Genomic DNA, 26,900 nt, shown 5'->3' with positions numbered 1-26,900 from the left:
AAGCTTATTTTAGTAACATGCATCCAGCATGATATCTAAAAATAGCATAGGACTGGTGATAAATATGCCTGTTGGAACTACTTCACACACAGCAGCTGACAATCAAGCAATCAGGGATTTCCGGATGGATCAGGTCCTTATTTCCGATCCTTATTTCACGAACGCATTCGCCAAAGAGATCCAGTATCTCAAAAGCTATGATCTTGACCGCCTTCTGGCAGGCTTCCGGGAGAATAAAGGTCTTGAACCCAAAAGCGGCAAATATCCCGGCTGGGAAAATACCGAAATCAGGGGCCATATCCTAGGGCATTATCTGTCCGCACTGTCGCAGGCTTACCTTAGTACCAAAGATGACGAAATTGCCTCAAGACTGAATTATCTTCTCTCCGAGCTGCAGCTTTGCCAACTTGAAAGCGGATACCTCTCGGCTTTTCCCGAGCAGCTTTTTGATCATGTGGAGAACAGGCAGCCCGCCTGGGTTCCCTGGTATACGATGCATAAGATTATCGCGGGACTGACTGCCGCGTACTCCGCCACCGGAAGTGATACGGCCTACCAAATCGTGGCCAGGCTGGGGGAATGGGTCTACGTCAGAGCCTCAGCCTGGTCGGCTGAAATGCAGCAGACCGTCCTGTCTGTGGAATACGGCGGGATGAACGACTGCCTCTATGAGCTGTATAAAATTACCGGCGATGAGCACCATCTGGCTGCCGCTCACCAGTTCGATGAGCTGAGCCTGTTCACCCCGGTCCGCGAAGGCCGGGATATTCTAAAAGGCAAGCATGCCAATACGACGATTCCGAAATTCCTCGGCGCTCTGAACCGTTATCTGGCACTTGGCGAACGGGAACGGTGGTATCTGGAGGCTGCCGAGAGCTTCTGGGAAATGGTCGTCCGGCATCACAGCTACATCACGGGCGGCAACAGTGAATGGGAGCATTTCGGAGATCCTGATATGCTGGACCGGGAACGTTCCAATTTTACGGCGGAGACCTGCAACAGCTACAATATGCTGAAGCTTACCCGCGAGCTGTTCAAGATCACCGGTGATGTCAAATATGCGGATTTCTATGAAAATACTTTTATGAATGCCATTGTCTCTTCGCAGCATCCGCACACAGGCATGACCATGTACTTCCAGCCTATGGCTACCGGGTATTTCAAAGTGTACAGCTCTCCCTTTGAGCATTTCTGGTGCTGTACCGGAACAGGAATGGAAAGCTTCACCAAGCTGAATGACAGCATTTATTTCCAGGATTCATCCAGTATTTATGTCAACCAATATCTGAGTACCACACTTGAAGCCGCGGAGCATGGCATAAGGCTTACGCAAAGCGCCAGCCTTCCGTATAAAGACACTGTTCATTTCACCGTCCAGTGTCTTGCAGCCCAAGAGCAGCCGCTCGCAATCAGGCTGCGTATGCCGGACTGGATGGCCGGATTGCCTGAGATCACGCTCAACGGAGTGAAGATCGGCGCGGCCATTGAAGGAGGTTACGCCGTATTGGAACGGCAGTGGGCTGACGGCGACAGCATTCAGCTCCGTCTTCCGATGACACTGGCTTACTTTACTCTGCCCGATGCCCCCCATGTCGCAGCTTTTAAATACGGTCCGGTTGTACTAAGCGCCGCCCTGGGGGCCGAAGATCTGCGCGAATCGGCGACCGGTGTCTCGGTCAGCGTGCCGACCCGCAGCATGCTGGTCAAGGACTTTATTACCATTGCCGGCGGAAGCCCGGAATCGTGGCTTGCGGACTTCACGGACCATTATGTACAGCTTGATGGAGAGCTTGCTTTTAAGCTGCGTGGTACAGATGAAGACCACCGCCTCGTGTTCACACCCCATTACAAACAGCACAGCGAACGTTACGGTATCTACTGGCGGCTGGTTGAAGCAGATTCGGCGGAACTGCAGGATCATATTATGCAGGCCAAGCTCCGGCAAAGGATTCAGGATGCCACTATTGACAGTCTGCCTGTCGGCAATGACCAGTACGAGCTGGAGCATGGGATCCAAGGGGAGAATACATCGGTGGCTACCTGGGACGGATACAATTTCCGGAAGGCCGCGGACAGCGGCTGGTTCAGCTATAGGCTTAAGGCCGCGCCTCACACCGATAATTACCTGTCCGTCACTTATTTCTCCGGCAATAACGGCAAAGAAATAGCCATTTATATTGACGGGGAGCTGCTGGCCAGTGAAACACTGCATACAGATAAGCCGCGCAGCTTTTACAATAAGAGCTATCTGATCCCCGCAGCACGTATCGGAGACAAATCCGAGGTCGAGGTTAAATTCGTTATTCCGGGACGGGACAACGGGATTTTTGATCTGCTGCGTATGATGACTGGCTATGACGGTAATACAGCATTGCAGGAGCTGACTTTTGACAAAGGTACCTGGTCTGAGCCTTTCCGCAGCGAGGTTAATGCTTATACACTCACTGTTCCCCGGGATACAGGCACTGTCATGATGAACACCGTCCCCGGGCACAAAAATGCACTGGTATATGTAAACGGGGTGTTGATCGAGGATACCTTACCGCGTAAAGTTACTTTGGAGGACGATTCCATCACGCTGACCCTTACCGTCAAAGCGGAAAATCATTCCGCGGTGCGTGAATACAACGTAATTGTAGTGAAAGCTTAGTCTGCAGCAAAATACTGCATATAAAAAGAGCGCCGATATCTACCGCTTTAAAGGGAACATTACCGGCGCTTTTCGTTATCAGGTTCATTTTATGCATACAACCGCATCTTGTTCGTCATATCCGGGGCGTAAGCGCTTTACTTCAGGGCTTCTTTCCTCAATAATAAGAATGTCCGGAAGTGTACTAATGTCAGAAAAAAGGGGGCATGGTGATGGTTGCTTTTGAGCTGAACGTAAATATGCCGGTCGATTTGGAGATTACGGGCAAGTTCGTCGCCCCGTCTGCAGACTGGATTCACTTGAGCAGAATACTGCAGGATTATGAGCTTATTGTCATGACTGAAGGCGTGCTTTATCTCGCGGGTGATAAACAGCATTTCGTCGTCTCCAAAGGCGAATACCTGATTCTTCCTCCCTATACGAAGCAGTTCGGCTATAAATCTTCGGAATGCAGTTTTTATTGGCTGCACTTTAAATCTCCGGACGGAATCAAGGTTACTGACCTGTCCGCCTTCACGCCGAAGAAGGAAGACAACAAGCTGCTGCTTCCCCAGTTCGGCACGCTGAAAAGTCTTGAGAAAATCATTGTCATGATGAAGCAGCTTCAGGATTCGGTGCGGGGCTACAACCAGAGAACGCTGAACAACTATATGTCCACAGTCATTCTCTGCGAGCTGTACAACCAGATCTTTCACACCGAATCCAATCCCGCCAAAAAAACAAAGCAGGAGCAGCTGTATAACGACATTGTAGACTACATCAAATGGAGCCGGAGCGAGCACATCAAGGTGTCACAGATCGCCGCATATTTCGGCTACAACGAAAAATACCTCTCCCATCTCTTCACCACTATATCCGGCATATCGCTGAAGCAGTATATTTTGCAGCAGAAAATGGAACTTGCGAAATTCCTTCTCTCCGACACCAACCAGAATGTCAGCGAGGTCTCGCTCCAGCTCGGGTATAAGGACTGCCATAACTTCATGAAATCCTTCAAAAAGATCGTCGGCCTGACGCCAACCGATTTCCGCAATGCCTATGCCAAGCGGCTGCTGTTTTACGAGTGATAATCGGAACGTTCCACGGGCTCTACTGGCACGCAAAGTTCGCACATTTCGCTCAGGATCATCTCACCCGTGTAACGCTCAATAATCGGCTTATTGGCGATTCGGTAGCCGCGGCTTTGAACCGCCGGAATCATCTCAGCCCACGCCTTCTGCACATCTTCTGCTGTATGTCTGATTTTGCAGACCAAATACTCTCCGCCTGAAAACTCACTTTCCGGGATCGAAGAATCTACTCCATAATCGTCAGGAATGACAATACAAGCATCGTACCGGCACTGTTCAGGCGGAGTCATCTCCGGGTGGTCCTGCGGAATCCCGAACAGAATGGCTGATTCAGTGAGCAGCTGTCTCTCCCCCGCCCATTGCTTTAACTTGTTCATAGCTTGAATGTTACCAGGGCCATATGGACCCGTCTGACGTACATAGGCGATGCGGGTTTTGGGAAGCGTTTCGATTTTGATATTCATAATTTCATCTTCCTTTCTAATTTTTGTATATTTTAGTCATTTCGAATGCTATCATGGTATAAAAAAATAATCATTTGTTTTTTTTGGATTAAGGGGGCGGACCTATGTTTAAAGATGCGCAGCACGCCTGGAACCCTACTCCTGATGAGATAAAAGCATGGGCATACAGTGATGAAGGAATTCCCGATCAGGATTGGGAGCTGGCTGTTAACAGTTTTGATAATATACCGGTGATCTGCGGATTTATTGATGATGAGCGGTGCAAGAAAACCTCATTTTTCCTGGGCAGCCTTTATGTTTTTACAGGGGATATTGTCAGGTCGGGAATCAAGGAAGATGTCGATCAATTATCTGAATTATTGGACAATGCAGAATATAAAGCACAGTCGGAGATGCTGCATGCCTGGATCAAGCGGTCCAAACATCTGATACACCATCCAGACACTTACGATTATGCTTATTGGGGGCTGTATTCCAGATACGTGTATAAATAAGAGGTTTGGTTTCCATAAAAAAAGCGCCAATCTGAAGGTGGTTAGCCTTAGACTGACGCAATATCCGGTTTGCTGGTTGGACAATCAGCGCTTCACCAATGCCTGCTTCAAATCCATCTCCCGGATACATTCATCGGTGTCATGAGCATCGTTGTCGATGAGTGGTGTTACCGCATAGGCATGCATTTCTTCTGTTACATGGGGACGCAAAATCGGGTCAAGGGCATCCAGATCATTCGTGCTCTCGTCGAGCCACCGGGCCATGTTCTCCGGGGACAGAATCGCCGGCATCCGGCTCTCAAACTGTCCGATCAGCGGATTGGCTTCCGTCATCACCAGGGTACAGGTCCGGAGCGGCTCTCCGCGCGTATCCCGCCAGATTTCGTACAGGCCGGCCACGCCGAACATGCTGCCATTTTTCATGACCACACGTACCGGATACTCCTTCTTGCCTTCTTTTTTCCAATAGTAAAAACCGTTGCACGGGATCACGCACCGCTGCTTGTCGACCATTTTGCGGTAGGTTGAATTCTGATGAACATTTCGAAGGTCGGCGTTAATCGCATCCTTTCCCCAATACGGAATGAACCCCCAGCGGAACTCATCCAGAATCCGTACACCATCCTGCTGCAGCACCACGGGAGTATGCTGGGTTGGGCTGATGTTATAGCGGTTTTTATAATAGTACATGACACGGTCGATCTGAAAATGCTCCCGGACCTCCGGCAGCTCGGCAGCCATCGAAAAACGTTGACACATGAAGCTCACCCTCCTTTTTACCTATTTTTCGTAACCGGAGGGAAATTATTCATGAATCACTGTGAAATGGAGTTGCGGCCACATGAATAAGATTTTTATTATTGGAATTGTAGCCAGCGGAAAGACGACCCTCGCCAGAACTTTGTCGCAACAGTTACATGTCCCCTGGTACGAGCTTGATTCGATCGTCCACCGCAAGACCCGGACCCGCAGGTACAAACGTACAGCCGCTGAGCAGGTTGAGGTAATCATGAAGATTGACCAGACAGGCTCATGGATATTTGAAGGAACCGACAGGGATTCCTATCAATGTCTATATGATATGGCAGACACCATCATATTTCTGGATACGCCTTTGTGGAAACGCAGAATCAGAATTGCAACCCGGTTCATCAGGCAGAGGCTCGGCATAGAAAAGTGCGGCTATACCCCTGACCTGAACATGCTGCGGATGATGTACAAGTGGACCCGGGATTTTGAACAAAACAGAGACAGCTTCGAGGAGAAGCTGGCACGGTATCCGGGAAAGGTTGTCAGGGTGCGGGATGGCGGGGTTTTTGCAGAGAAAAGGCGGGTATTGAATGGTTGAGGTTGTGTGGGGGATTGGTGGGGATGGACGGGATTCATCATGAACATTTTCATTTTAAAGGTGAGGATTAAGTAGACGTTGGTCAAACTACCAGCAGCCTGTTGTCTGCTAAAGGTAACTAGGGTGAAATGAGCAGCGTGTGGCGTTTAAGTGCATTTCCTGCAGTTAAAAGACTATGAAAAAACGGTTTTGAACGTATAAGTGTATTTTGTACAGTTAAAACTGGTGGAAAGTCTCTTTTTATAGAATATAGTGAGTTTTAAGTGCACAGAATGCAGCTAAAGCACTCTCGCCCTTAAAATCGTTCGTTATAAGTGTAAATAATGCATTTAAATCGCAGACGCGTACTTCCTCCAGGTCTTCTGCAGCACAAGCAGGGAATTAGAAGTAGTCCGATCATTGTAATATTGCCGAACCACCGAGCTAACGGGAAATTCTCCACTTAATCCTGGATGAATTTGCGATTCTTTAAGGCTAATGGGAAAAACTCCACTTAAATCCGCCGATCTCGCCGACAAAGTGGAATATACTAAAGATTAAATGGAGTTATTCCAACTAATTCTCTAAAATGGTGAAAAATAATAGAATTAAGTGGAGAAAATCCAATTAGTTAGTTTGGGCGGATGCTTGAGCAGCACGTTTGAGTGGTATGTTCAGCTAGTATGTTTTGAGCAGCACGTTTGGGCGTTCGTCCGACAGTATGTTTTGAGCAGCACGTTTGGGCGTTCGTCCGACAGTATGTTTTTGAGAAGCACATTTGAGCAGTATGTTCCACCAGCACGTTTGAGCAGCACTTCATTTATCTCACAAACCAGCGGCAGCCAAGGACCTCCCCGTCCAGGGCTGCCGCTGGCTCTTTATTCCTTAGCCCCGTCCCTCACCGGCACCCCGAAATCCGGTGTGCCATCCTCATTCCAGCGGAATACCTGGGCGCGGGTGTGGCGGTTCGGGTCATACAGCGGGTCGCCGCTGATTTCTTTGTAATTGCGCGCATGGTAGATCAGGACATCCTCGCCGTCCTCGTTAACCGTGAAGCTGTTGTGACCGGGGCCGTATTGACCGTTCTCCTCACTCGTCCTAAACACGGGCTCCGGCAGCTTGGTCCATGAATCCGCATGGAGCAGATTGCTGTTCTCGTCCGCAGCAAGCAGTCCCATGCAGTAGTTAAAGTCAGTCGCACTGGCCGAGAAGCTGATGAAGATCCGCCCGTTACGCTTCAGCACGGCTGGCCCCTCATTTACGCTGAACCCGATAATCTCCCATGGATGCTGCGGTGAGGCAATCATGGTCTGCGGCCCGGTCAGCGTCCAGGGGCTGCTCATTTCGGAGATGTACAGGTTGGAGTTGCCGGAAATCTCCGGATCCTTTTGCGCCCATACATAATACAAAGTGCCTTTATGCTGAAAGGTGGTCGCGTCAAGGGCGAAGGACTCCCAGGCTGTCATCACCTGGCCCTTCTCCACCCATGTTCCTTCGAGCGGATTATCCGCTTCATTCTCCAGCACATACATACGGTGGTCGAACAGACCTTCCTTCGTCTCGGATGTATGGGCAGCTGCGAAGTAAATATACCATTTCCCCTGGATGTAATGGATCTCCGGTGCCCAGATGTTCGCGCTCAGCGGACCGTTTTCATATTTACGCCAGGCTACCACAGGGACTGAATCCCTTAATCCTTTCAGAGTCTGCGATCTGCGCACCTCAATCCGGTCGTATTCCGGGACGGAGGCGGTAAAATAATAATAGCCGTCAGTATGCTTATACACCCATGGATCTGCACGCTGCTCTACAAGCGGATTGCTGTATTGCCGGTTTGTACTCATAAAGGTAGCTCCTTTGTTCAGCAGGTATTTGTCGCCGTCTTAAACATTTAGATACATCCTAAATAATTTAGATATGATTAAACTTGGTTCGCCCGCAACAATAAAGTAGCATATTTTTTCCTTTTTGTAATCATAAAAATATAAATCTTTTTATATATTATTAAAGTAAAATAATTCTTGACCAGATTCCACTTCTCACTCGATTAGCTGCAGTTTAATCCTTGCTGCTCGCGGAATTTTCACACCCTGATCGAGATTGTAACAGCGTTATCTCAAAACTATCCTTATATTAAAGAGAGGAGCTTTTCTTTCCAAATCAATAAGTTTATAATTTCTTAAAACAGTTAGTTCTATAACGTCTGCGGAAGAAGGTACTGTATGATTTATATTAAAGATCTTATGAGCGGTATTGATATTTTCAAAGCGCTCAGTTCTGAAATCCGGATTCAGATTCTGGAGCTTCTGGCCACCAATCAGGCGCTGAACCTTAATGAAATTGCCAAAAAGCTCAATCTGAGCAACGGTGCCATTACCATGCATATTAAAAAGCTGGAAGAAAGCGGTCTCATTGAAATTAATACATCTGTAGGCAAACACGGGATTCAGAAAATCTGCTACCTCAACAAGGATAAGCTGATGGTTGACCTGCGCAGCAAGGATGTCAACAACCTATATGAAGTCGAGATTCAAGTAGGACACTACAGTAATTATCAGGCTGTTCCCACCTGTGGGCTGGCTACCAAGGACAGTATTATCGGCGACTTCGATGAACCGCGGTACTTTGCAGATCCGCAGCGGATTGATTCCGAAATCATCTGGATGTCCGAAGGCTTTCTGGAGTACCGTATTCCGAATTATCTGAAGGCGAACCAGTCCTTCCGGGAGATTCAGTTCTCCATGGAGCTTGGCTCCGAAGCACCGGGGTTCAGCGACAACTATCCTTCAGACCTGTACTTTTATCTGAATGGCATAGAAATCGGCTGTTGGACCAGCCCCGGCGATTTCGGGGATCAGCGCGGCACCTTCAATCCCGACTGGTGGCCTCCCCATCTCAACCAATACGGGATGCTCAAGCTGATCCGGATCAACAACGAAGGAAGCTTTATCGACGGCTGCCGGATTTCGGACATCACGCTGGATGATATCAAACTGGATTACCGGAGTGAGCTGACCTTCCGCATTGCCGTCACCGATAAGCCGGTTAACAAGCGCGGAATGACGATCTACGGCAAGCATTTCGGCAACTACAGCCAGGACTTACTGGCCCGTATCCTCTACAATGTGCATGAAGTGAAAGATACGGGAAGCTGCCAGGCTCCGGCTCCGGCCCCCGCGCCTGCGGGTGCGGAATAAACTCCCCTTTTCTTAAGTAAACCTAAGGCAAGACTCCGGACGGGGTCCTGCCTTTTCTTTTCACATGTTCACGACACGCGCAGTATGACTCTCCTTCCGCGCCTCACCCTTTTACCGCACCTGCCGTCATCCCGTCGATGAAATACTTTTGAAAGCCCAGAAACAAAGCCAGAATCGGCAGTATCGAGAAAAAAGAGCCGACAATCAGCAAATCATAGTTATTCCCGTACGGGGTAAGCAGTGTTTTCAGTCCGATCGGCAGCGTGTACTTGTTCTCGTTACTGAGCACCATAAACGGCCACAGGAAATTGTTCCAGCTGTTCATCCCGTTCAGGATGGCCATCGCGGCAAAAGACGGCTTCATCACCGGCAGAATAAGGCGCACGTAGATCGCATATTCATGAGCTCCGTCCACCCGTCCGGCGGCGATCATTTCCTTCGGAATGCCCCGCAAATACTGCCTGAAAAAGAAAATCGTCGCCGCACTCGCCACCCCCGGCAGAATAATCGCCGAATAGCTGTTCATCAGCCCCAGATCAAAGGTCAGCGTATACAGCGGCAGCAGCAGAATCTCGAACGGCACCATCATAATGAGCAGGACGCAAATGAACAGAAAGTTTTTTCCTCTAAATTCATAGGCCGAGAAGCCGTAAGCAACCGTCGCACTGACCAGCAGCGTTAATGTAACCTGAACGACCGTCAGCAGCAGCGAGTTGAAGAACCAGGTAAAATAAGCATGATCGCCGCTGAACAAAAAGACAAAGTTATCAAGGCTCATTACCGACAGGTCAAACCGCAAATTCAGGCCGTAACGGATCAGATCCTCACCCGGCTTGAACGAAGCGATCGTCACCGCATAGAAGGGAACAAGAATAAGAATGCACAGTACTGTGAACAGCGCAAAAAGAGTGATTTTTTGAACCGTACCCTGCTTCATCTCTTAATCCTCCTTCTTGAACATGCCGCTTATGGCCAGCTGTGTCAGGTTAATAATCATCGTGATCAGCAGCAGCACAATACCGACAGCCGCCGCGTAGCCGAGGTTGTTTTTCTCAATCCCCTGCCGGTATAGATAGCCGACGATCGTCAGCCCGATATTTTTCGGGGAATTATTGCCGTTCCACAGCATCATGCTCTCGATAAACATGGCCAGGCCGGCGTAGATACTGATCGTTAATACATAGATTGTCGTAGGCTTGAGTAACGGTATCGTAATTTTCGTAAAACGCTGAAAAGCGGATGCCCCGTCAATGGAGGCCGCTTCGTAATAATCATCGGGGATATTTTTAAGTCCTGACATAAAGTAGAGCATATTCACACCCATCCATCTCCAGGAAGCCAGGGCGACAAGAGCAATATACCCGGTAACCTGTCCCTTCAAAAATTTCACCGGTTCGATGCCGAACAGCCCCAGCACACTGTTGATCAGCGAGCCCTCCATTTCCCCGAACATCAGCCTGAAAATCGTTCCTGCCACAACCACCGAAGTCAGTGCCGGGAAAAAGAACGAGGATTTGAAAAATTCGCGTCCCCAGACGGCTTTGTTATTGAGCAGGACGGCGAACAGCATCGGGAACGGTATCAGAATCGCCAGGGTCAGAATCATATAGGCCGCACTGTTGCGCACCGCTTTAAAGAAAATCGTATCGCCCATCAGCTTCGTATAGTTATCCGCGCCGATCCACTGCGCTTCCTGGCCCAATGTTACCTTTTGAAAACTCATGCCGAATGAACTGAGCAGCGGATACACCCAAAAAATGACGAATACAAGCACAAAGGGCAGCACAAAGACGTAAGGAGCGACCTTTTGCGAATAGAGAACCTTTTTGATCATTGCTTCTACTCCTTTGGGAAGAGAGCCGCCCTTAGTAAGGGCAGCTCCGCAAAATAACCTTCCGTTCTTATTTCAGCTCCTGCTCGATCTGTGCCTGGGCATCATCCAGAGCCTGCTGTACATCCTTTCCGTCCTCAAAAATCTCATTAAACGTCACGGTGCACAGTACATTGTTGATCGTCGGCGAAGCGGAGGTGGACCGGATCAGGTTGATCTCTTCCTTGATTTCGTTGAGCACATCGAACGGGTTGTTGACAAAATACTTCACGAACTGGTTATCCGGATTATGCGTGACCTCTTTCATATCCCAGACGCTCATGTTGATCGGGTCAAAGCCGAGGGTATTCCAGATTTCAATGTTTGCGTCGAGGGACAGCTTGGCGTAGGCGATAAAATCCTTAGCCAGCTGCACATCCTTGGCTGTTTTGGTCACAACCGTTCCGGTACCGCCGCCGCCGTAGGATCTGTGCATCCCCTTTTCCAGAACCGGAAGCGGAGCGATGGCGATTTTGCCGCTTAAGTCTTTCATATAGTTGGTGTATCTCGACATCTGCCACAGCGGCATAAAGGCGGTCACATAATTTCCGGAGTTAAACTCACCGTATGCTTCCTCCGTATCCGGCTGTCCGCCGGCAATCGTTGCAATTACGTTATTGTCCTGAAGATCCTTCAGCATCGTCATCGCTCTGGCCATTTCGGGCGTATTCACCTGAGGTTTTCCGTCAGCATCGGTAAAATCGGACTCCTGCTGCGCCAGCAGCAGCGAAGCCTGCCAGGACGCACTGGTGTCGGCGGTGCCCATGTATTTTCCTGTTTTTTCATATACCTTGATTCCCGCCTGCTTGAAGTCCTCCCACGTCACAATACTCTTGTAATCCACACCGGCTTCCTCAAGAATTTCCGTATTATAAAAAGCGACTGTCGCTCCGACATGCGTGGATAAGCCATAGATATTGCCTTCTTTGCTGTAGAGGTCAAGCTGGGACTGCACCACAGTGTCTTTAAAAGGCTCCGCCACATCATTCAGCGGTTCCAGCTGCGGTGTGCCGGCCAGAAAGTCCGGGAATTTACCCAGCTCGATATCAGAGATATCCGGAGCGCCTACCCCTGTCTGCACGGCGATCGACAGCTTATTGTGCATATCATCATAAGGCATCACCGTGACATTCAGCTTGATCTGCCGGTCGGGATTGGCCGCATTCCATTTTTCAAGCATTTTCTCAAAATGCTGGCCATGCAGCTCGACAAAGGTCCAGTAGGACAGCTCCGTTGCACTCTCGCCGGCACCCCCGTTCAGAACCGAGGATTCGCCGGATGACTCTGAGGACTTGCTGCCGCAGCCGGCCAGGAACACAACCAGTGAAATGACCATTAACGAAAGGAACCACTTATTCTTCATACTTGCCCCCCCTGTAAGGTGAAAAAATGATTACCGATGTAAACGCATCCAATTTAACCCCTGTCAGAAAGCCCTTCCCCCTCCTCTTTACAAATCCCTTAATTGTTTTAGGCTAGTTATAATGTATTCGCCTCTGGAAGCAAATAGAAACCTTACGGAATAAAAACATATAGTCGTTGAATCCCTTGCCGAGAACGCTTTAATTTAATCTAAAACAAAGGAATGTTAATTTACTGAATCTCCTCTGTTTTTAATAACTCTGTAAAAAAGTGCTAGATTTTTATTTATTTCCAGTCCTTTTGTTCACACTTTCCTAAACCATATTTCTGTTCTGCAGACCCATACATAATTTAATCCCGCTTAACTCACACTAATGAATGTCTCCCATACCACCGAGAAGGAGTGTTTCATATGCGTGAAGGTCTGATCCCCACCGTTCTTGGTACCGTAGTCTCCGCTTCCGGAGCAGCTTTTCTGGGAAGCAAGTACAAGCTGGCAGCAACCGGCGTACTTGGCTTTGGACTGGCGCATATTGTACTGGGCGCCATCGACTTGTTTGAGCACCGGTAAAAAAGGTTGGAAGATGAAGCGCCGGCCTGTACAAGCTGTACAGGCCGGTTTCTTGCGGCTGCCGGGCACAGCAAAAAAAGGCCCTTACCTGTTACAGGCAAGAACCTCTGCACTTGAACGATTATTTTACAGCGATATAGAACAGCCGTGCAGCACTGTCATCGGCCTCCAGCCACTCAAAGTCAGCAAAAACCTGCACACCGCTGAATCCGGCCTTCAGAAGCTCCGTCTTCAGCCACTCCGGATCATAAGCCCGCTGAATATGCGTCTCCTCGAACCGGCGGTACAGGCCGTTCTGCCCCTCTTCACGGGCAAATATGGACAGATGATGCTCAATCTCACGGCGCGGCACATCCAGCTCACAGGTCCAGATATAAGACACAGACGGCTCGTCCAGTACAAACGGCTGCTCTTCCTCATAACGGATCAGTGTATTCGGATGATGCACGTCGAACAGGAAGGTTCCGCCGGGAATCAGACCGTCGTAGGTACGGGCAAAAACAGCCTGGATATCCTCTTCCTCCGTCACGTAGTTCAGGCAGTCACAGAAGGAAATCACAGCGTCCACCGGCTCCGGCAGCTCCCATTCCTTCATATTCTGTCTGACCCAACGGATACTGCCTTCCCGCATAAAACGCCTTCCCTGCGGATGCTCCTCCATCTTCTTCTGTGCGACGGACAGCATGTCCGAGGACAGATCAATCCCGGTCATATGATAACCCGATGCCGCAAGCGGGATGGTAATGCTGCCTGTTCCGCAGCCCAGCTCGGCCACATTGCGCGGCTTGCCGTATTTGGCCCAGGCCGTCTCTGCAAACTCCAGCCAGTCTCTGTACGGCATATCCGCCATCAGCTCATCGTATACATATGCAAATTTCCCATAGGAAGACAATTGCGTACACCGCTTTCTATATTATTGCTTGGAATCTCCCTGGTCCTGGTTCCCTGAAGCTGTATCCTCTTCCTGGCGGGCAAGATAGGTCCAGTTCTCCTTCTGCGTCACAAGGCCTTCCTTCATCAGCTTGCCGAGGGCGCGTTTGAACGCCGACTTGCTGATTCCGAACCGCTGCTTGATGATATCCGGAGGCGTCGCATCCGAATATGGCATGGAACCGCCCGGACGTGAATTCAGAAATTCCAGCAGGGCAGCGGAATCGACATCCCGGCCGATTTCCTTGCGCTGGCTCATGGACAGGTTGACCCGTCCGTCTTCACGGATATGGGAGACACGCGCTTCGAACTGCTCGCCAAGCCGCAGCAGGCGGCTGCGTTCGGAAGAATGGACCATACCGATGATCCCGAATCCCAGTACACCGGCATCCACAAGCACAAAGGTGCCCATCTGCAGCGGCTTGTATACCCGGGCAGTAACTTCCTTCCCCATCCAGGAGGACGGTGCAGGAAGAGCCAGCGGAGCAAGCTCCTGCTCTCCGGCCAGCTTGGCACGCAGACGTCCCTGCTTGTCATGCTCCATAATGGCGAACACCTTGTCGCCGATCTGCGGACGAAGCTCGATCAGCTCCGGCAGCTCGCGGATCGGCAGCAGCAGCTGGCGGCCCAGTCCCATCTCCAGGAAGCAGCCAAGCCGCGGATGGATATCCGCCACTTCCAGCAGCGCCATTTCACCAAGCGTCAGTAAAGGCTTCTTCATCGTTGCCGCAAGCCGGTCTTCCGTGTCAAAAAAGATGAATACTTCCACCTTGTCGCCGATCTTGGGCTTGCTGCCCACCAGCTCGGTATAATGCAGCATGACATCTTCGTCACCTGCGCTCAGAAAATACCCGTAAGGGGACACCTCCCGCATGACTTCCAGTGTTACCGTAGTTCCCGCAATCAGGCTCATACCGTCTCCACGACCTTGGCGTCAGACCAAAGACGTTCAATGTTGTAGTATTCGCGTTCGTCGCGGTGGAACACATGGACAATAACATCCCCCAGGTCCATCAGCACCCAGCGGGCAGCATCCATTCCTTCAATCCCGCGGATAACTCCGCCGGCTTCATGGACCACCTTGCGGACTTCAGTGATGATCGCCTGCACCTGTGTGTCCGAGTTACCGTGACAGATTACGAAATAGTCACTGATCGGTGACACATTGCGCAGATCCAGCGCCACAACGTTCATCGCTTTTTTATCATTTACGGCCTTAAGGGCCAGTTCAAGCAGCTTGCCTGATTGTACACTCATAGTTTATCCTCCAATTTTCTTACTAGATCATTACGGGCCAATACGGTCAGCGGGAAAACAATCCGCCGCTTCTGCAGCAGCAGGCTGATCGTGGAATCCAGTCCGGCAATCAGGCCTTCTTCCAGACTCACCTCAGACAATCTGCGGATCTCATCCACACCCGGGAAATCCCGTCCGGGCTCAATGTAATCTGCCAGGCAGACGATCTTCTCCAGCAGGGTCATTCCTTCACGCCCCGAGGTGTGATACCGGATGGCTCCAAGCACCTCTTCATCTGTAATTCCGTATTCCTGCGCGGCGACAAATGCGCCGACCTCGGCATGCCAGAGCTGCTTGTCATAATTCAGCAGCTCCTGTGAAAGCCCGTTTCGCTCAATGATTTCCTTCATCCGCTCTACAGGCCAGTATTTGGCCACATCATGCAGGATCGCTGCTGTCTCCGCCCGGTCCGGATCTGCTCCGTAACGCCCGGCCAGCTTCACGGAAGACTGCATTACGCCGAGCGTATGCTGCCAGCGCTTGTCCGGCATTTGAGCGGAGACGGCTTCAATCAGCGCTTCGCGGTTGTATGCCATACAATCCACTCCTTTGAACGTAATGAAATACAGCTTCAGGGACCATGTAACGGATGCTCCTGCCTGCGGCAGCGCGTGCTCTCAGCATGGTAGAAGAGATATCCACCATCGGCATGTCCGCGAGCAGCACCTTGTCCGCAACGTAACCGGGCAGCGCTGCCAAATCAAGCGGCGTGCCCGGACGTCCTACCCCGATAAAGGTCAGGCGGCGGACAAGCTCTTCAATTTCCCGCCATTTCGGCAGATACTGAACCATATCCGAGCCGATGATAAAAAAGAACTCATGCTGCGGAAATTCCTGCTGCAGGCTGCGGACCGTCTCGATGGTATAGGATACCCCGCCCCTCTTGACTTCCCGGTCCAGTATACCGAAGGACTCATGGCCTTCAATTGCACGCCGTACCATTTCCAGCCTGTCCTCCCCCGGTGCACCCGCCTCATGCTTGTGCGGGGGGATATGCGACGGCATAAACCAGACCTGCTCCAGATGATAGGCATCCCTTGCGGATTCCGCCGCCAGCATATGGCCTATATGAGGAGGATCAAAGGTTCCGCCCATTATTCCGACTTTCAAGAGGTCTACCTCCTCTTATTACGGTAATCAAGATTAACGCGGAAGCTCGATGGTTTTGTTATCGCGTGATTCCTTGTACAGAATAATTGTTTTGCCGATAACCTGTACCAGCTCGGAACCGGATTGTTCTGCTACAGCAGCACCGATTTCCTTCGGATCATCCGCATTATTATTCAGCACGCTGATCTTCATCAGCTCGCGTTTTTCGATGGCTTCTTCAATGTGACGGATCAGATGATCGTTGACGCCGCCTTTGCCGACCTGAAATACAGGATCGAGATGATGCGCCAAAGAGCGGAGATAACGTTTTTGTTTACCAGTTAACATAAATACACAAACCCCTTAATTAACATATATTATTACCCTAAAATTCTGAATCCATTTAACCGGCGCTGCCGCCGAGGCAATCGATAATCGTCTGTCTCATCACTTCCGTAGGCGCTGTCTGTCCTGTCCAATATTCAAGCGCATAAGCACCCTGGTAGACGAACATCCCCAGCCCTCCATGAATGATGCACCCGCGCTTCCGGCCCTCCGTCAGCAGCCGGGTCTCCAGCGGATTATAGATCAGATCACTGACGACCATTCCCTCATGCAGCAGGTCCGGGTCCATAGGCATCTCGTCCGGATAGGGGAACATTCCTACTGAAGTAGTATTGATTACAATGTCCATGGAACGGATAATACCGGAAATGTCCGCCATACCCGTTCCGGTGACATTTCCTTTGCTGCTGTACAGCCCGGCAAGCTCCCCTGCCTTGTCCGCCGTGCGGTTGGCGATAACCACCGCTTCCGGCTTCTCCAGCAGCAGCGCGCTGACAATCCCCCGGGCTGCTCCGCCGGCGCCAAGCACCAGAATGCGGGTGCCGGACAGATCCCCGACAGCCTCCGCCTTCAGCGAACGGACATAACCGATGCCGTCCGTATTATATCCGGTCAATACCCCGTTATCATTGACAACCGTATTGACCGCCCCGACAGCTACAGCACTTTCGTCCAGCTTGTCGAGATACTCCATTACAGCAACCTTATGCGGTATTGTAACATTGACTCCGCGGAATCCCAGCGTGCGTACAGCCTGCATCGCTTCGCCAAGCTGTCCGCCGCGGATATGCAGGGGCACATAAGCACCCTGTATACCCAGCGCCCTGAGCGCTGCCCCGTGCATGACGGGAGATTTCGACTGGACGATGGGATCACCCATAACGCCCAGCAGCAGATCCATGTTCCTGTTCGTATCTGTCACAAGTGATCCTCCTTCCCCGTCAGATCAGTGAAGGGCGTGTAAGCACCTTAACGCCGCGCGGCACATGAACCGCTACAACTGCACCTTCTGTTCCATTCACCTTGATCCAGCCCAGACCGGACATGAACAGGTCCGTCTGGCTGTTGCGGCCGATACGGAACTCATGGCGCTGCCACTGCGGCAGCTTGTCCACATCATCGATTCCCGGCGGTGATAACATCACTCCGCGGTGATCCTGATAGAGGGAATCTGCACGTTCCAGCTTCGTACGGTGAATCTTCAGCGTCCCGCTGATATAGCAGGTGAAGGACTGGCGGGCACCCTGAACAAAGTCAAACCGTCCCAGACCTCCGAAGAACAGGGATTGTCCCTCATTAAGCTGGTAAACTGCCGGCTTCAGCGGATTCTCAGGCATGACCGCTCCGAGATCCTTGCGCTCCACCAGTTCGCTGTAACGCCAAGGATACACGATTCCCGGCGTATCGATAATATAGTGTCCGTCATCCAGAGGAATTTTGACGGTGTCCAGCGTAGTGCCCGGATAACGCGAGGTTGTCAGCTCCTGTGTAAGGTCGCTGTAATCGGAGATCAGCCGGTTGATCAGTGTAGACTTCCCTACATTGGTCGCTCCTACCACATATACATCACGTTGTCCGCGCAGCTCGTTCACCGATTCCAGCAGGCGGTCAAAGCCCTGGTTGCGCTTGGCACTGCAGAGCACGATTTCCGCCGTCCGCAGCCCATGTTCCTTGCAGCGCTGCTGCATCCAGTTGCGCAGCTTGTTCCAGTTCGTCACTTTGGGCAGCAAATCCACTTTGTTCACCGCAAGAATAACCGGGTTATTGCCGACAAAGCGCTGCAGTCCGGAAATCAGGCTGCCTTCAAAGTCAAACAGGTCGACAATATGAATAACAAGCGCATTCTTCTCGCCTATGCCGCTGAGCAGATGCAGAAATTCATCCTGGTCAACGGATACGGAAGAAGCTTCATTATAGTTTTTGATACGGAAACAGCGCTGGCAAATGACCGGCTCCCGTTCGAAGGCAACTTCCGGAATATACCCCGGATGCTCCTTGCTCCCGGTCTGCAGCTTAATGCCGCAGCCGCTGCATTTCACAGGGCGCTGCATTTCATTCTCTTGACTCATTACAATTTATCCTCCTCGTGCCACAAGCCTTGCTTGCGCAGCCGTGTCAGTGCAATCTGCTCTACCCGGCGGTTAATTCTTGTTCCAATGCCTTCATCCTTCACAGAGATCGGCAGCACCAATACCGTGTACAGACCGAGACGGTTGCCGCCCAGTACATCTGTAAGCATCTGATCGCCGACTACAATCGTCTGTTCCGGCTTAAGCTCCATCAGCTTCATCGCCTTCAGGAACGGTGTATTGACCGGTTTGCGGGCCTGGTGCACAAACTCGATATTTAGCGGCGTTGCAAAGCGTGACACCCGGTCCATATTGTTATTCGAAACGATGACGAGCTTGAAGCCAAGCTCCTTCACCTTCGTAAACCACAAGAGCAGCTCCGGTGTGGCCAGCGGCGCTTTGGCGCCGACCAGCGTGTTATCCAGATCCGTAATGATGCCCCGGTAGCCTCTGCGGTACAGGTCTTCAAGATCAATATCAAATACCGTATTTACACGGAGTTTCGGAACTAACCTTTCAAACAATACGTTCACCTCGATTTCATACGAAAAACTATATCATATTTTTACTTGTCCGACCTCAAGCTTTTGCGAAGCCGCAAAGCTTCAGTATACACGCTGCGCCAGTCTTTGTCTTCAATAACCTCAGGGCTGTATTTGGCCTGCTCGAACATGGACAGCAGCGAAGCAAAAATGCCTGCAGACGCCGGGCGCTCCGCACTCCAGCGGTTCACTGATTCGCGCAGCGTTTCATGCTCTTCCTTCAGCATGCCCTTTCTGCGCGCATACCTTACCCAGCGTGCAGTTTCAGCTTCGATTTTTTGTACAGGCGTCAGCGGCTGGCCATTGCGCAGGCGCTGAAACAGGAAACGCAGACTGAAGCGGTGATGCCAGAGCAGATATCCGCTCCACAGCAGCAGCACAGCCGACGCTGCAGCAACTGCCCATACTCCCAGATTAAGATCGCTTCCGCCTGTCCCATCCTGCTGTGCAGGCACTTGTTCAGGCTCGGTTTCTTCCTCTTCCACTACCGGCTCTTCTTCAACTGCAGGCTCTTCACTTTGTGTCAGAAGAGGAGCACTGAAACCGGGTGTGGCTTCTACTGGAATCCAGCCGTATTCACCGAAATAAATCTCCGCCCAGGAATGCGCGTCAGCATTCGTGATTGTGTAATTGTTATTCGTAAATCCCTGCTGGACCAGATTATCCGGCAGCACCGCCTGTTCGCCAGGCGCATATCCTTTTACCCAGCGTGCCGGGATATCAAGGGAACGGGCCATGGTTACGAGCGCTGTTGAATAATAATCACAGTAGCCTTCCATAATCTCGAACAGGAAGCTCTCCACAAAATCAGCGCTTCTGCCGCGCGAGATATCCGGCTGGTTGGAGTACGGGTAGCTTTGCTGCAGATGCTGCTGCAGCAGCGTAATTTTGTCGTATGGCGTCTGTGCGCCTGCGGTCACCTGTTCTGCCAGATCCCGGACCCGCTGGGGAAAATCGTCCGGCAGCTGGAGGAATTGCGCATTATCCTGTCCTCCATACAGCTGTTCATAAGTCTGCCCGCTCAGCTCCTGCACGGAAATAACGGGAACCTCAGAAGTAATCTCATACGTCTGCGGATAAGCTCTGTTATCTCCCTCCAAGTCCCACAGCAGTTCACTGTCCCGCTCCCGCCAGAACAATCCGCCGCTGGCGTCTTCCCCGTTGACAGAATCAACCTGCGCAATGGAGTATGCGCCGAACAGCACCGGCAGCCTGTTGTTGTCCAGCATTCTTACCGTCTGCTGCAGGGTCCGGGTCACTACGCCCGGTGCGGGTGTTCGGTCCAGCGCTGTTCCCACCTCAGCCTCCGTGTAGGAGCCGCGCTGTCTCCGGTTATCATCGCTCCAGCCGGTGCCGGAATATACGCTGCGCGTCTCTCCGCGCATGTAGGTCCGCAAATCCGAGGCAACCGTCATCACGGGCGAATAGTCGAAGTTAAAGCCACCGCCCAGATTGTTATCGTTCATGCTGTATCCGGAGCTTGTCTGTCCGGTAGCTCCTGTGCCTTCTCCGGTCTGGGAGGTTCCGGCTGTACTTCCGGAGCCTGATGACAGCCCTCCGCCGTTCCACTCTCTCCAGGCCGTATAAGGGTCTGTCAGAGTAGGACGCACGTCCGGCATATTCACACCCGTAATGATAACGATAGAGAAAATGATGGCAATATTAATGGCGATCTTAAAAGGATATTGCAGCAGATAATTCCATCCCCGGGGATAATGCAGCTGGAAGTTCCGCAGATGCTGGGTTACCAGCCAGCCCATACCGGCAAATACCGTCCAGGCTACCTCCTGCCACAATTCAGCAGAAGTGAAGGAATCAAGCGCTGCAAAGGCGACGATATTTGTCGCTATAAACAGCAGAATCCTTGCCTTCGAGGAGACCCACCAGGAGGACAGCAGGAGCAGTATCCAGGCAGCCAGGGCAAACCACAGGTACGGAACACTCTGTGCAGCGATATCCGTCAGCCGGTCACTCACCGTAACCAGCCAGGGATTGGGCGTATATGTTCCATAGTATAAAAGTACCCTGTATACGATATACAGCGTCGCCACAGCTTCAAGAAGCAGGCGGTATATTACTTTGACAGGAAAAAGGATTTCAATAACAGCTACTGCGGTTAGTGTAAGCAATACGGAAGCGGTCGTCTCCTTCAGCCACTGGGGCTCTGTAAAAGAGAGCCACTGCAGGGCAATCACCATCAGCCATAGCAGACTGAAGGAGGAATGCCAGGAGGACTTTATTCCGTTCCACCAATGTCTCATGACGGCTGTTCACCTCCCAGCACTGCCGGCAGGTCCTGCAGTGAGCGTACACTATAGCCGGCTGTTCCACGGGATCTGAGAACGTTCATCCAGTCTCCGCCGCGGTTATTGGCTGCAGGATTCAGCACATGGATATGGGAGGCGGTCATCCCCCGGCTCTCGGCCCAGCGCATAACATCAAGGACAGGCTGGCCGATTTGCGGGCTGATCAGCACTACGTAGGCTCCCTTCGGGAACATGCGGTGACTTTTATCCAACTTCGATACAAGAGACCCTGTGCCCTCGGCGTTGATATCAATCAAAGATTGGATCATCATCTGCCGTTCAGCTGTTCCTTCTGCAGGGACAAATATCCTGGTGTCCCTGTCCAGGGAGCACAGCCCTATACCGATTCGTTCTCGAATGCCGAACCCGAGCAGGGAAGCTGCGGTGGATACCGCCAGCTCGAACTGGTTCGAACTGGCATAGGCCTGCGCGCTGCCGTCCAGGACAAGCATGGTTTTGGGAACGGACTCATGCTCAAACTCCTTGGACTTCCAGCTCCCTGTCTTGGCTGTGGCATTCCAGTGGATTCTCGTCAGCCGGTCGCCGTAGACGTAATCACGGACACCGTTGATCTGCGTGGTCTCCCGCCGGGAATGCAGCAGGGACGCCTGCGGACCGGCCAGCCGTGATTTGCGCTCATACAGCTGCCAGCGCGGTATGAATACTGCACGCGGCAGTACGCGGAACTGCCCTTCAGCCATAAAAGTCCCCTTGTGCTCCACCAGTCCAAAAATATCCTCGCTGAGGATATCCGTCTTCTCAAATGTATAGCTGCCCCGCTCCAGCATCGGTGTCTGGAACGTAAGCTCCCCATCCCCTCTCAGGCTGGGAACCAGGCTTTCTTCAAATACCCAGGATTCCCCGTTATGGCGCTTCAGAATCTCTCTGACCACCACATATGGCAAAGGCAAAAAACCGGGAATCTTGACGTTCAGCTTCACACGGAGATATCCGCCGGCATAGAGCAGATCAGGCTTCTCCTGCTCGGAATACAGGCTTCGGCTCCCTTTCGCCCGCCGGACCCCGCTAACACCGCCGATAACCAAATAAACCACCAGTACCGAAACCATTATAAACAGCATAAATGAGGTTTTGCCGCCCTGAAACAGCACATAGAGCAGCGTAATCCCCCAGATGGCGAGTATTCCGGCCATTTTGCCGGGCTGAAGGACAGCTGCCACTCCGGATAAATAGCTTCTCATCGCTACTTCCTCATCGTAACAGGCACATTAATGCCCTGCAGCAGCTTATGGAGCATGGTTTCCACATTCACATTATCCAGGCGTGACTCCGGACGCAGCAGAATCCGGTGACCCAGGACGTAAGGGGTGAGTGTCTTCACATCATCAGGCAGCACATAATCACGATCCTGAAGGAAGGCATAGGCCTTGCAGGCCATCATGAAGGACAGCGAAGCCCGCGGGCTTGCCCCGAGCAGCACCAGCGGATGTTCTCTGGTCTGGCGGACAATGTTCAACAAATAGTCGAGTACGGGATCACTGATGTAAATGTCGCGGATCTCCTCCTGGATGGCGGCAATCTGCTCCATGCTGGTTACCGGAACAAGCTTGTCCACCGGCTGGCCTTCCTGGTGGCTCATCAGCAGGCTCTTCTCTGTGCTTGCATCGGGGTAGCCAAGACTGATCCGCAGCATGAACCGGTCCAGCTGGGCTTCAGGCAGGGTATAGGTTCCTTCAAAATCAATCGGATTCTGGGTAGCACAGAGCATGAAGGGATGCGGCAGCGGATAAGTCTCGCCGTCCACCGTTACATTCCGCTCCTCCATCACTTCCAGCAGCGCAGACTGGGTCTTGGTTGTCGCCCGGTTAATCTCGTCGGCTAGCAGAATATTCGTCATTACCGGACCGGGGCGGAAATGAAACATCTCATCACGGGGATGGTACACGGAGACCCCTGTAATATCACTGGGCAGAATATCAGGATTACACTGGATCCGGCGGTAATCTCCGGACATCGACCTTGACAGCGCCCGTATTAACTGGGTTTTGCCTGTTCCCGGCACATCCTCGATCAGAACATGGCCTCCGGCAAGCAGTGCCGTAAGGAGCAGCTCGATCTCGAATGTTTTACCGAGAATACAGGATTCCAGATTAGTGCGAACAGCGTTTATAATGTGCATGGATTCTTGACGTACGGGCATATATAGTAAACCTCCTATGTCAGAATAAGCAGTAATAATTACATTTTACATGATTATGGGACCCAAAGTACATTATTGCAGCCAGTTAAATTACAGAGGCAAAATTTAAAAAAGCTGAACCGGAATCCCCGGCTCAGCTGAAGTGCTGTTAACTACGTTTGGTTCTTGTCCGCCACCAGTTCATTCAGGCTCACAATCAGGCTTTCCAGCTTGATGAAGCTCTCCACCATGTTCTGGGTAATCAGACGCTGCTCCTCGACCCCGGCCAGAATTTCCTCCGTAGCCGCACTTGACTGCTCTGTAACACTGGAGAATTCCGTCATCTCGTGCACAACCTTTTCGGAGAACTGCTTCATACCGGCCGAGCTTTGTTCCACGTCTCCTGCCTGGGCCAGAACCTTGTGTGCATTGTCCTGAATAGACTGGAACACCTTTTCGGTGCTCTGTACAGATTCGCTGCTCGACTGCAGCACCTCGCGGTTCTGCTCGAACTGCTCAATCAGCGCCTCTGTCTGCCGCTGCAGGCTTCCCATGACTTCGCTGATGGACTCCACGGTCTGCGCGGAGCTCTCGGCAAGCTTGCGCACTTCACCCGCTACAACCGCAAAGCCTCTGCCGTGTTCTCCGGCCCGCGCCGCTTCAATGGATGCATTCAGTGCAAGCAGATTCGTCTGTCTCGAAATTTGCGTAATTCCGTCCAGCATCTCATGGATATCCAGACTTCTCTGGGAAAATTCCTGCATCTGCCTGGAGGTAATATCCATCATCTCCTGCAGCTCCGAAATCTGCCCGGTCAGCATGGAAATATTCTCGCTTCCCTGTTCACTTACACCCGCCGTTTCCGCAGAGAGCTGCTTCATTTCCTGCGAGTACCCGGCCACATCGCGGATATGCTGGTCTGATACAGCAATGGATTCCGTAATCTCGGCGATGCTGCCGGCCTGGTAAGCGATCCCTTTGGAGACCTCCTGGAAGCTGATTGCCACCTCGTTCGTAATTGCGCCGGTCATCTCCACTTCCACTTTCAGGTTGCCTGTAAAGTCATACAGCCCGTCTACTGCCGTCTTGACACTGTCCAGCATAAATTGGACCTGCTCCCCGGAAGCCTCAACCTGCTGCCGCTGCTCCTCGCTGTGAAGATGCAGTTTCTGGTTCAAAATAGCTACAAACAGCAAAACTGCAGCTGTCAGCAGAAAGATTCCCAACTGGTCAATATAGGCCACAATCTTGTCATCCATGCTGGTAATCGCCACTCCATTTAAAAGCTGGAACAGAATGGAGCCGGCACCGATCCCCGCAGCAACGGCATAATACTTGTAATTCGGATAAAACAGCAGAATGGAACAGAGCAGCAGCACCACCATGCCGTCCAGCTCGCCCCACGTTAAATAGATGCCTACCGCTGTAAGAATAAATGTAAAGACCCAGGGCAGCACGAGAATTCCCTTTCGCTTTATATTGCAGAACGTTAAAACTGCCGTCAACGGAACAACAAGCCCGCTGCTCAGCCATAATTCCGGGATCTTAAATGCCAGAACCAGTCCCAGCACGCTTATAATCCAAAACACGATAATAATAATTTTGTTTCTTGACCAGATCAGGTCAACCATCCGCTGATTTTGCACGCCGCACTTCCCCCATGACCATGTATAATATTCCTAAGTTAATATCGACAAAACCTCCTATATTTTTTAGAGAAATTTTCACTTGTGCACATAGAAAAAAGACCGCCGAAGCGGTCCCTTGTGAGTCTTATGTCACTCCTCAAAGGCTTACCCTTTAGGACGTACGACAAGCGCCGCCAAAAAGGAAAATACAATGGCCGCAGAGATCCCGGCACTTGTCACATCAAAAATCCCGGTGACCACGCCGATCCATCCATCCCGCTCCAGCTCGGTAAGCGCTCCGTGTACCAGGGAGTTGCCAAAGCTGGTAATCGGCACGCTTGCCCCGGCTCCCGCGAATTTTACCAGCGGGTCATACAGCCCGAAAGCATCCGCTGCGGCTCCTGCCACTACAAGAGTACTCATCGTGTGCGCCGGTGTCAGCTTCAGCACATCGAACATCAGCTGCCCGATCACGCAGATCGCTCCCCCGACCAAAAAAGCCCATAAATAGATCATTGTCCTTCACCTCCGCTCTCCAGAACCACCGCATGCGCTATACACGGAATGGATTCGCCCTGCTGGTAAGACAGCGGTGAGAGCAGCGCCCCCGTAGCCACAATAAGCACGCGTTTCAGCTCGCCTTTTTTCAATCGTTTCAAAATATGGCCATAGGTGACTGTTGCCGAGCATCCGCAGCCGCTCCCCCCGGCAATGACATACTTCTGCTTGTCCCGGTCGTAGATCATCAGGCCGCAGTCATTGAAGGTCGTCTGTTCCATGGGTATGCCTTCCTTAGCCAGCAGATCTTTGGTAATCGGCAGCCCCACAGAGGCTAGGTCACCTGTCACTATTAAATCGTAATGCCCCGGCGACAGCCCGGTGTCCCGGAAATGTGCAGTAAGGGTGTCCGCGGCAGCCGGGGCCATAGCTGCCCCCATGTTGAACGGATCGGTCAGGCCTAAATCCATGATGCGGCCGATCGTTGCCATGGCTACATGAGGCCCTTTTGCCGTGCCGTCATTACGGCCGACAATCGCGCAGCCTGAGCCTGTGACCGTATATTGGGCATACGGAGGCTTCTGCGAGCCGTATTCGGTCGGAAAACGGAACTGCTTCTCCACAGTACAGTTGTGGCTGGAGGTCCCTGCCAGGGCATAGCTGGCTCCTCCTGAATCGATAATCATCGAAGCGATGGCCAGACTCTCCATTGAGGTGGAGCAGGCGCCGAATACACCGAGGTAAGGGACACCCAGCTTTCTTGCCGCAAAAGAGCTGCTGATGATCTGGTTCATCAAATCGCCGCCGACAAAAAACTCCAGTTGGCTTTCTTCTATTCCTGCATTCATAAGAGCGAGCTTGGCAGACTTCTCGAACAAGGCTCGCTCTGCTTTTTCCCAGGTTTTTTCACCCATCTCAAGCGAATCATAAATAAAATCAAAATCTGAAGCCAAAGGGCCTTCTCCCTCCTCCGGCCCTACGACCGCGGAAGAACCCAGGATGACGGGACGGCTGGTGAATTGCCAGGTCTGGCTGCCGAGCTGTTTCATCGT

The 26,900-nt window shown here is 51.6% G+C and carries 27 protein-coding genes; 6 read left to right on the top strand and 21 right to left on the bottom strand.

The annotated features are described in order from the left end of the window. Window positions 1-124: 124 nt before the first annotated feature. Both C2I18_RS20150 and C2I18_RS20145 read left to right on the top strand, forming a co-directional pair. Window positions 125-2,650, top strand: a complete 2,526-nt coding sequence (locus C2I18_RS20150; protein ID WP_249897521.1) for a beta-L-arabinofuranosidase domain-containing protein — start codon at window positions 125-127, stop codon at window positions 2,648-2,650. Window positions 2,651-2,862: 212 nt separating this feature from the next. Further along, on the top strand, window positions 2,863-3,717 hold the full coding sequence (locus C2I18_RS20145; protein ID WP_249897520.1) for an AraC family transcriptional regulator: 855 nt from the start codon (window positions 2,863-2,865) through the stop codon (window positions 3,715-3,717). Here C2I18_RS20145 and C2I18_RS20140 read toward each other — a convergent pair. After that, the gene (locus C2I18_RS20140; RefSeq protein ID WP_249897519.1) at window positions 3,708-4,184 is read right to left on the bottom strand and encodes an AraC family transcriptional regulator; all 477 of its coding nucleotides are present in this window, start codon (window positions 4,182-4,184) and stop codon (window positions 3,708-3,710) included. The two genes, C2I18_RS20145 and C2I18_RS20140, sit on opposite strands and share 10 nt — an antisense overlap. 104 nt (window positions 4,185-4,288) lie before the next feature. On the opposite strand from C2I18_RS20140, the gene C2I18_RS20135 reads away from it, so the two are divergent. Beyond that, a complete protein-coding gene (locus tag C2I18_RS20135) occupies window positions 4,289-4,678 on the top strand; it encodes a hypothetical protein (RefSeq protein ID WP_249897518.1) in 390 nt (129 codons plus the stop codon). A gap of 84 nt (window positions 4,679-4,762) precedes the next feature. On the opposite strand, the gene C2I18_RS20130 is transcribed toward C2I18_RS20135, so the two are convergent. Continuing rightward, window positions 4,763-5,437 (bottom strand): SOS response-associated peptidase, encoded by a 675-nt coding sequence (locus C2I18_RS20130; protein WP_249897517.1) that lies wholly within the window; start codon window positions 5,435-5,437, stop codon window positions 4,763-4,765. An 82-nt stretch (window positions 5,438-5,519) separates the two neighbouring features. Between C2I18_RS20130 and C2I18_RS20125 the strand changes: the two genes are divergently transcribed. Continuing rightward, entirely contained in the window at window positions 5,520-6,026 is a 507-nt protein-coding gene (locus C2I18_RS20125) for a P-loop NTPase family protein (protein WP_249897516.1), read from the top strand. An 857-nt stretch (window positions 6,027-6,883) separates the two neighbouring features. On the opposite strand, the gene C2I18_RS20120 is transcribed toward C2I18_RS20125, so the two are convergent. Beyond that, on the bottom strand, window positions 6,884-7,849 hold the full coding sequence (locus tag C2I18_RS20120; RefSeq protein ID WP_249897515.1) for a glycoside hydrolase family 43 protein: 966 nt from the start codon (window positions 7,847-7,849) through the stop codon (window positions 6,884-6,886). Window positions 7,850-8,227: 378 nt separating this feature from the next. Between C2I18_RS20120 and C2I18_RS20115 the strand changes: the two genes are divergently transcribed. Next, window positions 8,228-9,202 (top strand): ArsR/SmtB family transcription factor, encoded by a 975-nt coding sequence (locus C2I18_RS20115; RefSeq protein WP_249897514.1) that lies wholly within the window; start codon window positions 8,228-8,230, stop codon window positions 9,200-9,202. 103 nt (window positions 9,203-9,305) lie between these two features. On the opposite strand, the gene C2I18_RS20110 is transcribed toward C2I18_RS20115, so the two are convergent. From C2I18_RS20110 to C2I18_RS20100, 3 genes are all read right to left on the bottom strand, one after another. Then, window positions 9,306-10,139 carry a carbohydrate ABC transporter permease gene (locus tag C2I18_RS20110; RefSeq protein ID WP_249897513.1) on the bottom strand — a complete coding sequence of 278 codons (834 nt, stop codon included), beginning with the start codon at window positions 10,137-10,139 and terminating at the stop codon, window positions 9,306-9,308. Between the two features lie 3 nt (window positions 10,140-10,142). After that, entirely contained in the window at window positions 10,143-11,036 is an 894-nt protein-coding gene (locus tag C2I18_RS20105) for a carbohydrate ABC transporter permease (protein WP_249897512.1), read from the bottom strand. A 67-nt stretch (window positions 11,037-11,103) separates the two neighbouring features. Beyond that, window positions 11,104-12,435 carry an ABC transporter substrate-binding protein gene (locus C2I18_RS20100; protein WP_249897511.1) on the bottom strand — a complete coding sequence of 444 codons (1,332 nt, stop codon included), beginning with the start codon at window positions 12,433-12,435 and terminating at the stop codon, window positions 11,104-11,106. A 411-nt stretch (window positions 12,436-12,846) separates the two neighbouring features. On the opposite strand from C2I18_RS20100, the gene C2I18_RS20095 reads away from it, so the two are divergent. Then, entirely contained in the window at window positions 12,847-13,005 is a 159-nt protein-coding gene (locus C2I18_RS20095; RefSeq protein ID WP_039871250.1) for a hypothetical protein, read from the top strand. A gap of 121 nt (window positions 13,006-13,126) precedes the next feature. Here the strand turns inward: C2I18_RS20095 and C2I18_RS20090 are convergent, their stop codons facing one another. The 15 genes from C2I18_RS20090 to spoVAD form a co-directional block, all read right to left on the bottom strand. Then, the gene (locus C2I18_RS20090; RefSeq protein ID WP_249897510.1) at window positions 13,127-13,897 is read right to left on the bottom strand and encodes a class I SAM-dependent DNA methyltransferase; all 771 of its coding nucleotides are present in this window, start codon (window positions 13,895-13,897) and stop codon (window positions 13,127-13,129) included. Window positions 13,898-13,918: 21 nt separating this feature from the next. After that, complete coding sequence (locus tag C2I18_RS20085) at window positions 13,919-14,848, bottom strand: CvfB family protein (protein ID WP_249897509.1); 930 nt, start codon at window positions 14,846-14,848, stop codon at window positions 13,919-13,921. Continuing rightward, window positions 14,845-15,192, bottom strand: a complete 348-nt coding sequence (rsfS, locus tag C2I18_RS20080) for a ribosome silencing factor (protein WP_249897508.1) — start codon at window positions 15,190-15,192, stop codon at window positions 14,845-14,847. Before rsfS ends, C2I18_RS20085 begins: the two co-directional genes overlap by 4 nt. Further along, window positions 15,189-15,767 carry a bis(5'-nucleosyl)-tetraphosphatase (symmetrical) YqeK gene (yqeK, locus tag C2I18_RS20075; RefSeq protein ID WP_249897507.1) on the bottom strand — a complete coding sequence of 193 codons (579 nt, stop codon included), beginning with the start codon at window positions 15,765-15,767 and terminating at the stop codon, window positions 15,189-15,191. The genes rsfS and yqeK overlap by 4 nt, the downstream gene beginning before the upstream one ends. Further along, the gene (locus C2I18_RS20070) at window positions 15,739-16,341 is read right to left on the bottom strand and encodes a nicotinate-nucleotide adenylyltransferase (protein ID WP_249897506.1); all 603 of its coding nucleotides are present in this window, start codon (window positions 16,339-16,341) and stop codon (window positions 15,739-15,741) included. Before C2I18_RS20070 ends, yqeK begins: the two co-directional genes overlap by 29 nt. A gap of 33 nt (window positions 16,342-16,374) precedes the next feature. Next, a complete protein-coding gene (yhbY, locus tag C2I18_RS20065) occupies window positions 16,375-16,668 on the bottom strand; it encodes a ribosome assembly RNA-binding protein YhbY (protein WP_249897505.1) in 294 nt (97 codons plus the stop codon). 55 nt (window positions 16,669-16,723) lie between these two features. Next, window positions 16,724-17,587 carry a shikimate dehydrogenase gene (gene aroE / locus C2I18_RS20060; protein ID WP_481857821.1) on the bottom strand — a complete coding sequence of 288 codons (864 nt, stop codon included), beginning with the start codon at window positions 17,585-17,587 and terminating at the stop codon, window positions 16,724-16,726. A gap of 19 nt (window positions 17,588-17,606) precedes the next feature. Then, window positions 17,607-18,734 (bottom strand): ribosome biogenesis GTPase YqeH, encoded by a 1,128-nt coding sequence (gene yqeH / locus C2I18_RS20055; RefSeq protein WP_249897504.1) that lies wholly within the window; start codon window positions 18,732-18,734, stop codon window positions 17,607-17,609. Next, complete coding sequence (locus tag C2I18_RS20050; RefSeq protein WP_249897503.1) at window positions 18,734-19,258, bottom strand: YqeG family HAD IIIA-type phosphatase; 525 nt, start codon at window positions 19,256-19,258, stop codon at window positions 18,734-18,736. The genes yqeH and C2I18_RS20050 overlap by 1 nt, the downstream gene beginning before the upstream one ends. A gap of 41 nt (window positions 19,259-19,299) precedes the next feature. After that, a complete protein-coding gene (locus tag C2I18_RS20045; RefSeq protein ID WP_249897502.1) occupies window positions 19,300-21,537 on the bottom strand; it encodes a DUF4129 domain-containing transglutaminase family protein in 2,238 nt (745 codons plus the stop codon). Then, window positions 21,534-22,784 carry a DUF58 domain-containing protein gene (locus C2I18_RS20040; RefSeq protein WP_249897501.1) on the bottom strand — a complete coding sequence of 417 codons (1,251 nt, stop codon included), beginning with the start codon at window positions 22,782-22,784 and terminating at the stop codon, window positions 21,534-21,536. The genes C2I18_RS20045 and C2I18_RS20040 overlap by 4 nt, the downstream gene beginning before the upstream one ends. Window positions 22,785-22,786: 2 nt before the next feature. Beyond that, a complete protein-coding gene (locus C2I18_RS20035; protein WP_249897500.1) occupies window positions 22,787-23,743 on the bottom strand; it encodes an AAA family ATPase in 957 nt (318 codons plus the stop codon). Window positions 23,744-23,895: 152 nt separating this feature from the next. Further along, window positions 23,896-25,368: a methyl-accepting chemotaxis protein gene (locus C2I18_RS20030; protein WP_249897499.1), complete on the bottom strand. Its 1,473-nt coding sequence runs from the start codon at window positions 25,366-25,368 to the stop codon at window positions 23,896-23,898. Window positions 25,369-25,515: 147 nt separating this feature from the next. Beyond that, window positions 25,516-25,866: a stage V sporulation protein AE gene (gene spoVAE / locus C2I18_RS20025; RefSeq protein ID WP_249897498.1), complete on the bottom strand. Its 351-nt coding sequence runs from the start codon at window positions 25,864-25,866 to the stop codon at window positions 25,516-25,518. After that, complete coding sequence (spoVAD, locus tag C2I18_RS20020) at window positions 25,863-26,897, bottom strand: stage V sporulation protein AD (RefSeq protein WP_249897497.1); 1,035 nt, start codon at window positions 26,895-26,897, stop codon at window positions 25,863-25,865. Before spoVAD ends, spoVAE begins: the two co-directional genes overlap by 4 nt. Window positions 26,898-26,900 lie beyond the last annotated feature (3 nt).

Origin of the sequence: Paenibacillus sp. PK3_47, assembly GCF_023520895.1 — a bacterium.
Taxonomy (GTDB): Bacteria; Bacillota; Bacilli; order Paenibacillales; family Paenibacillaceae; genus Paenibacillus_AQ.
The sequence above is the reverse complement of the archived record's forward strand: the minus strand, read 5'-3'. Positions and strand labels throughout refer to the sequence as shown.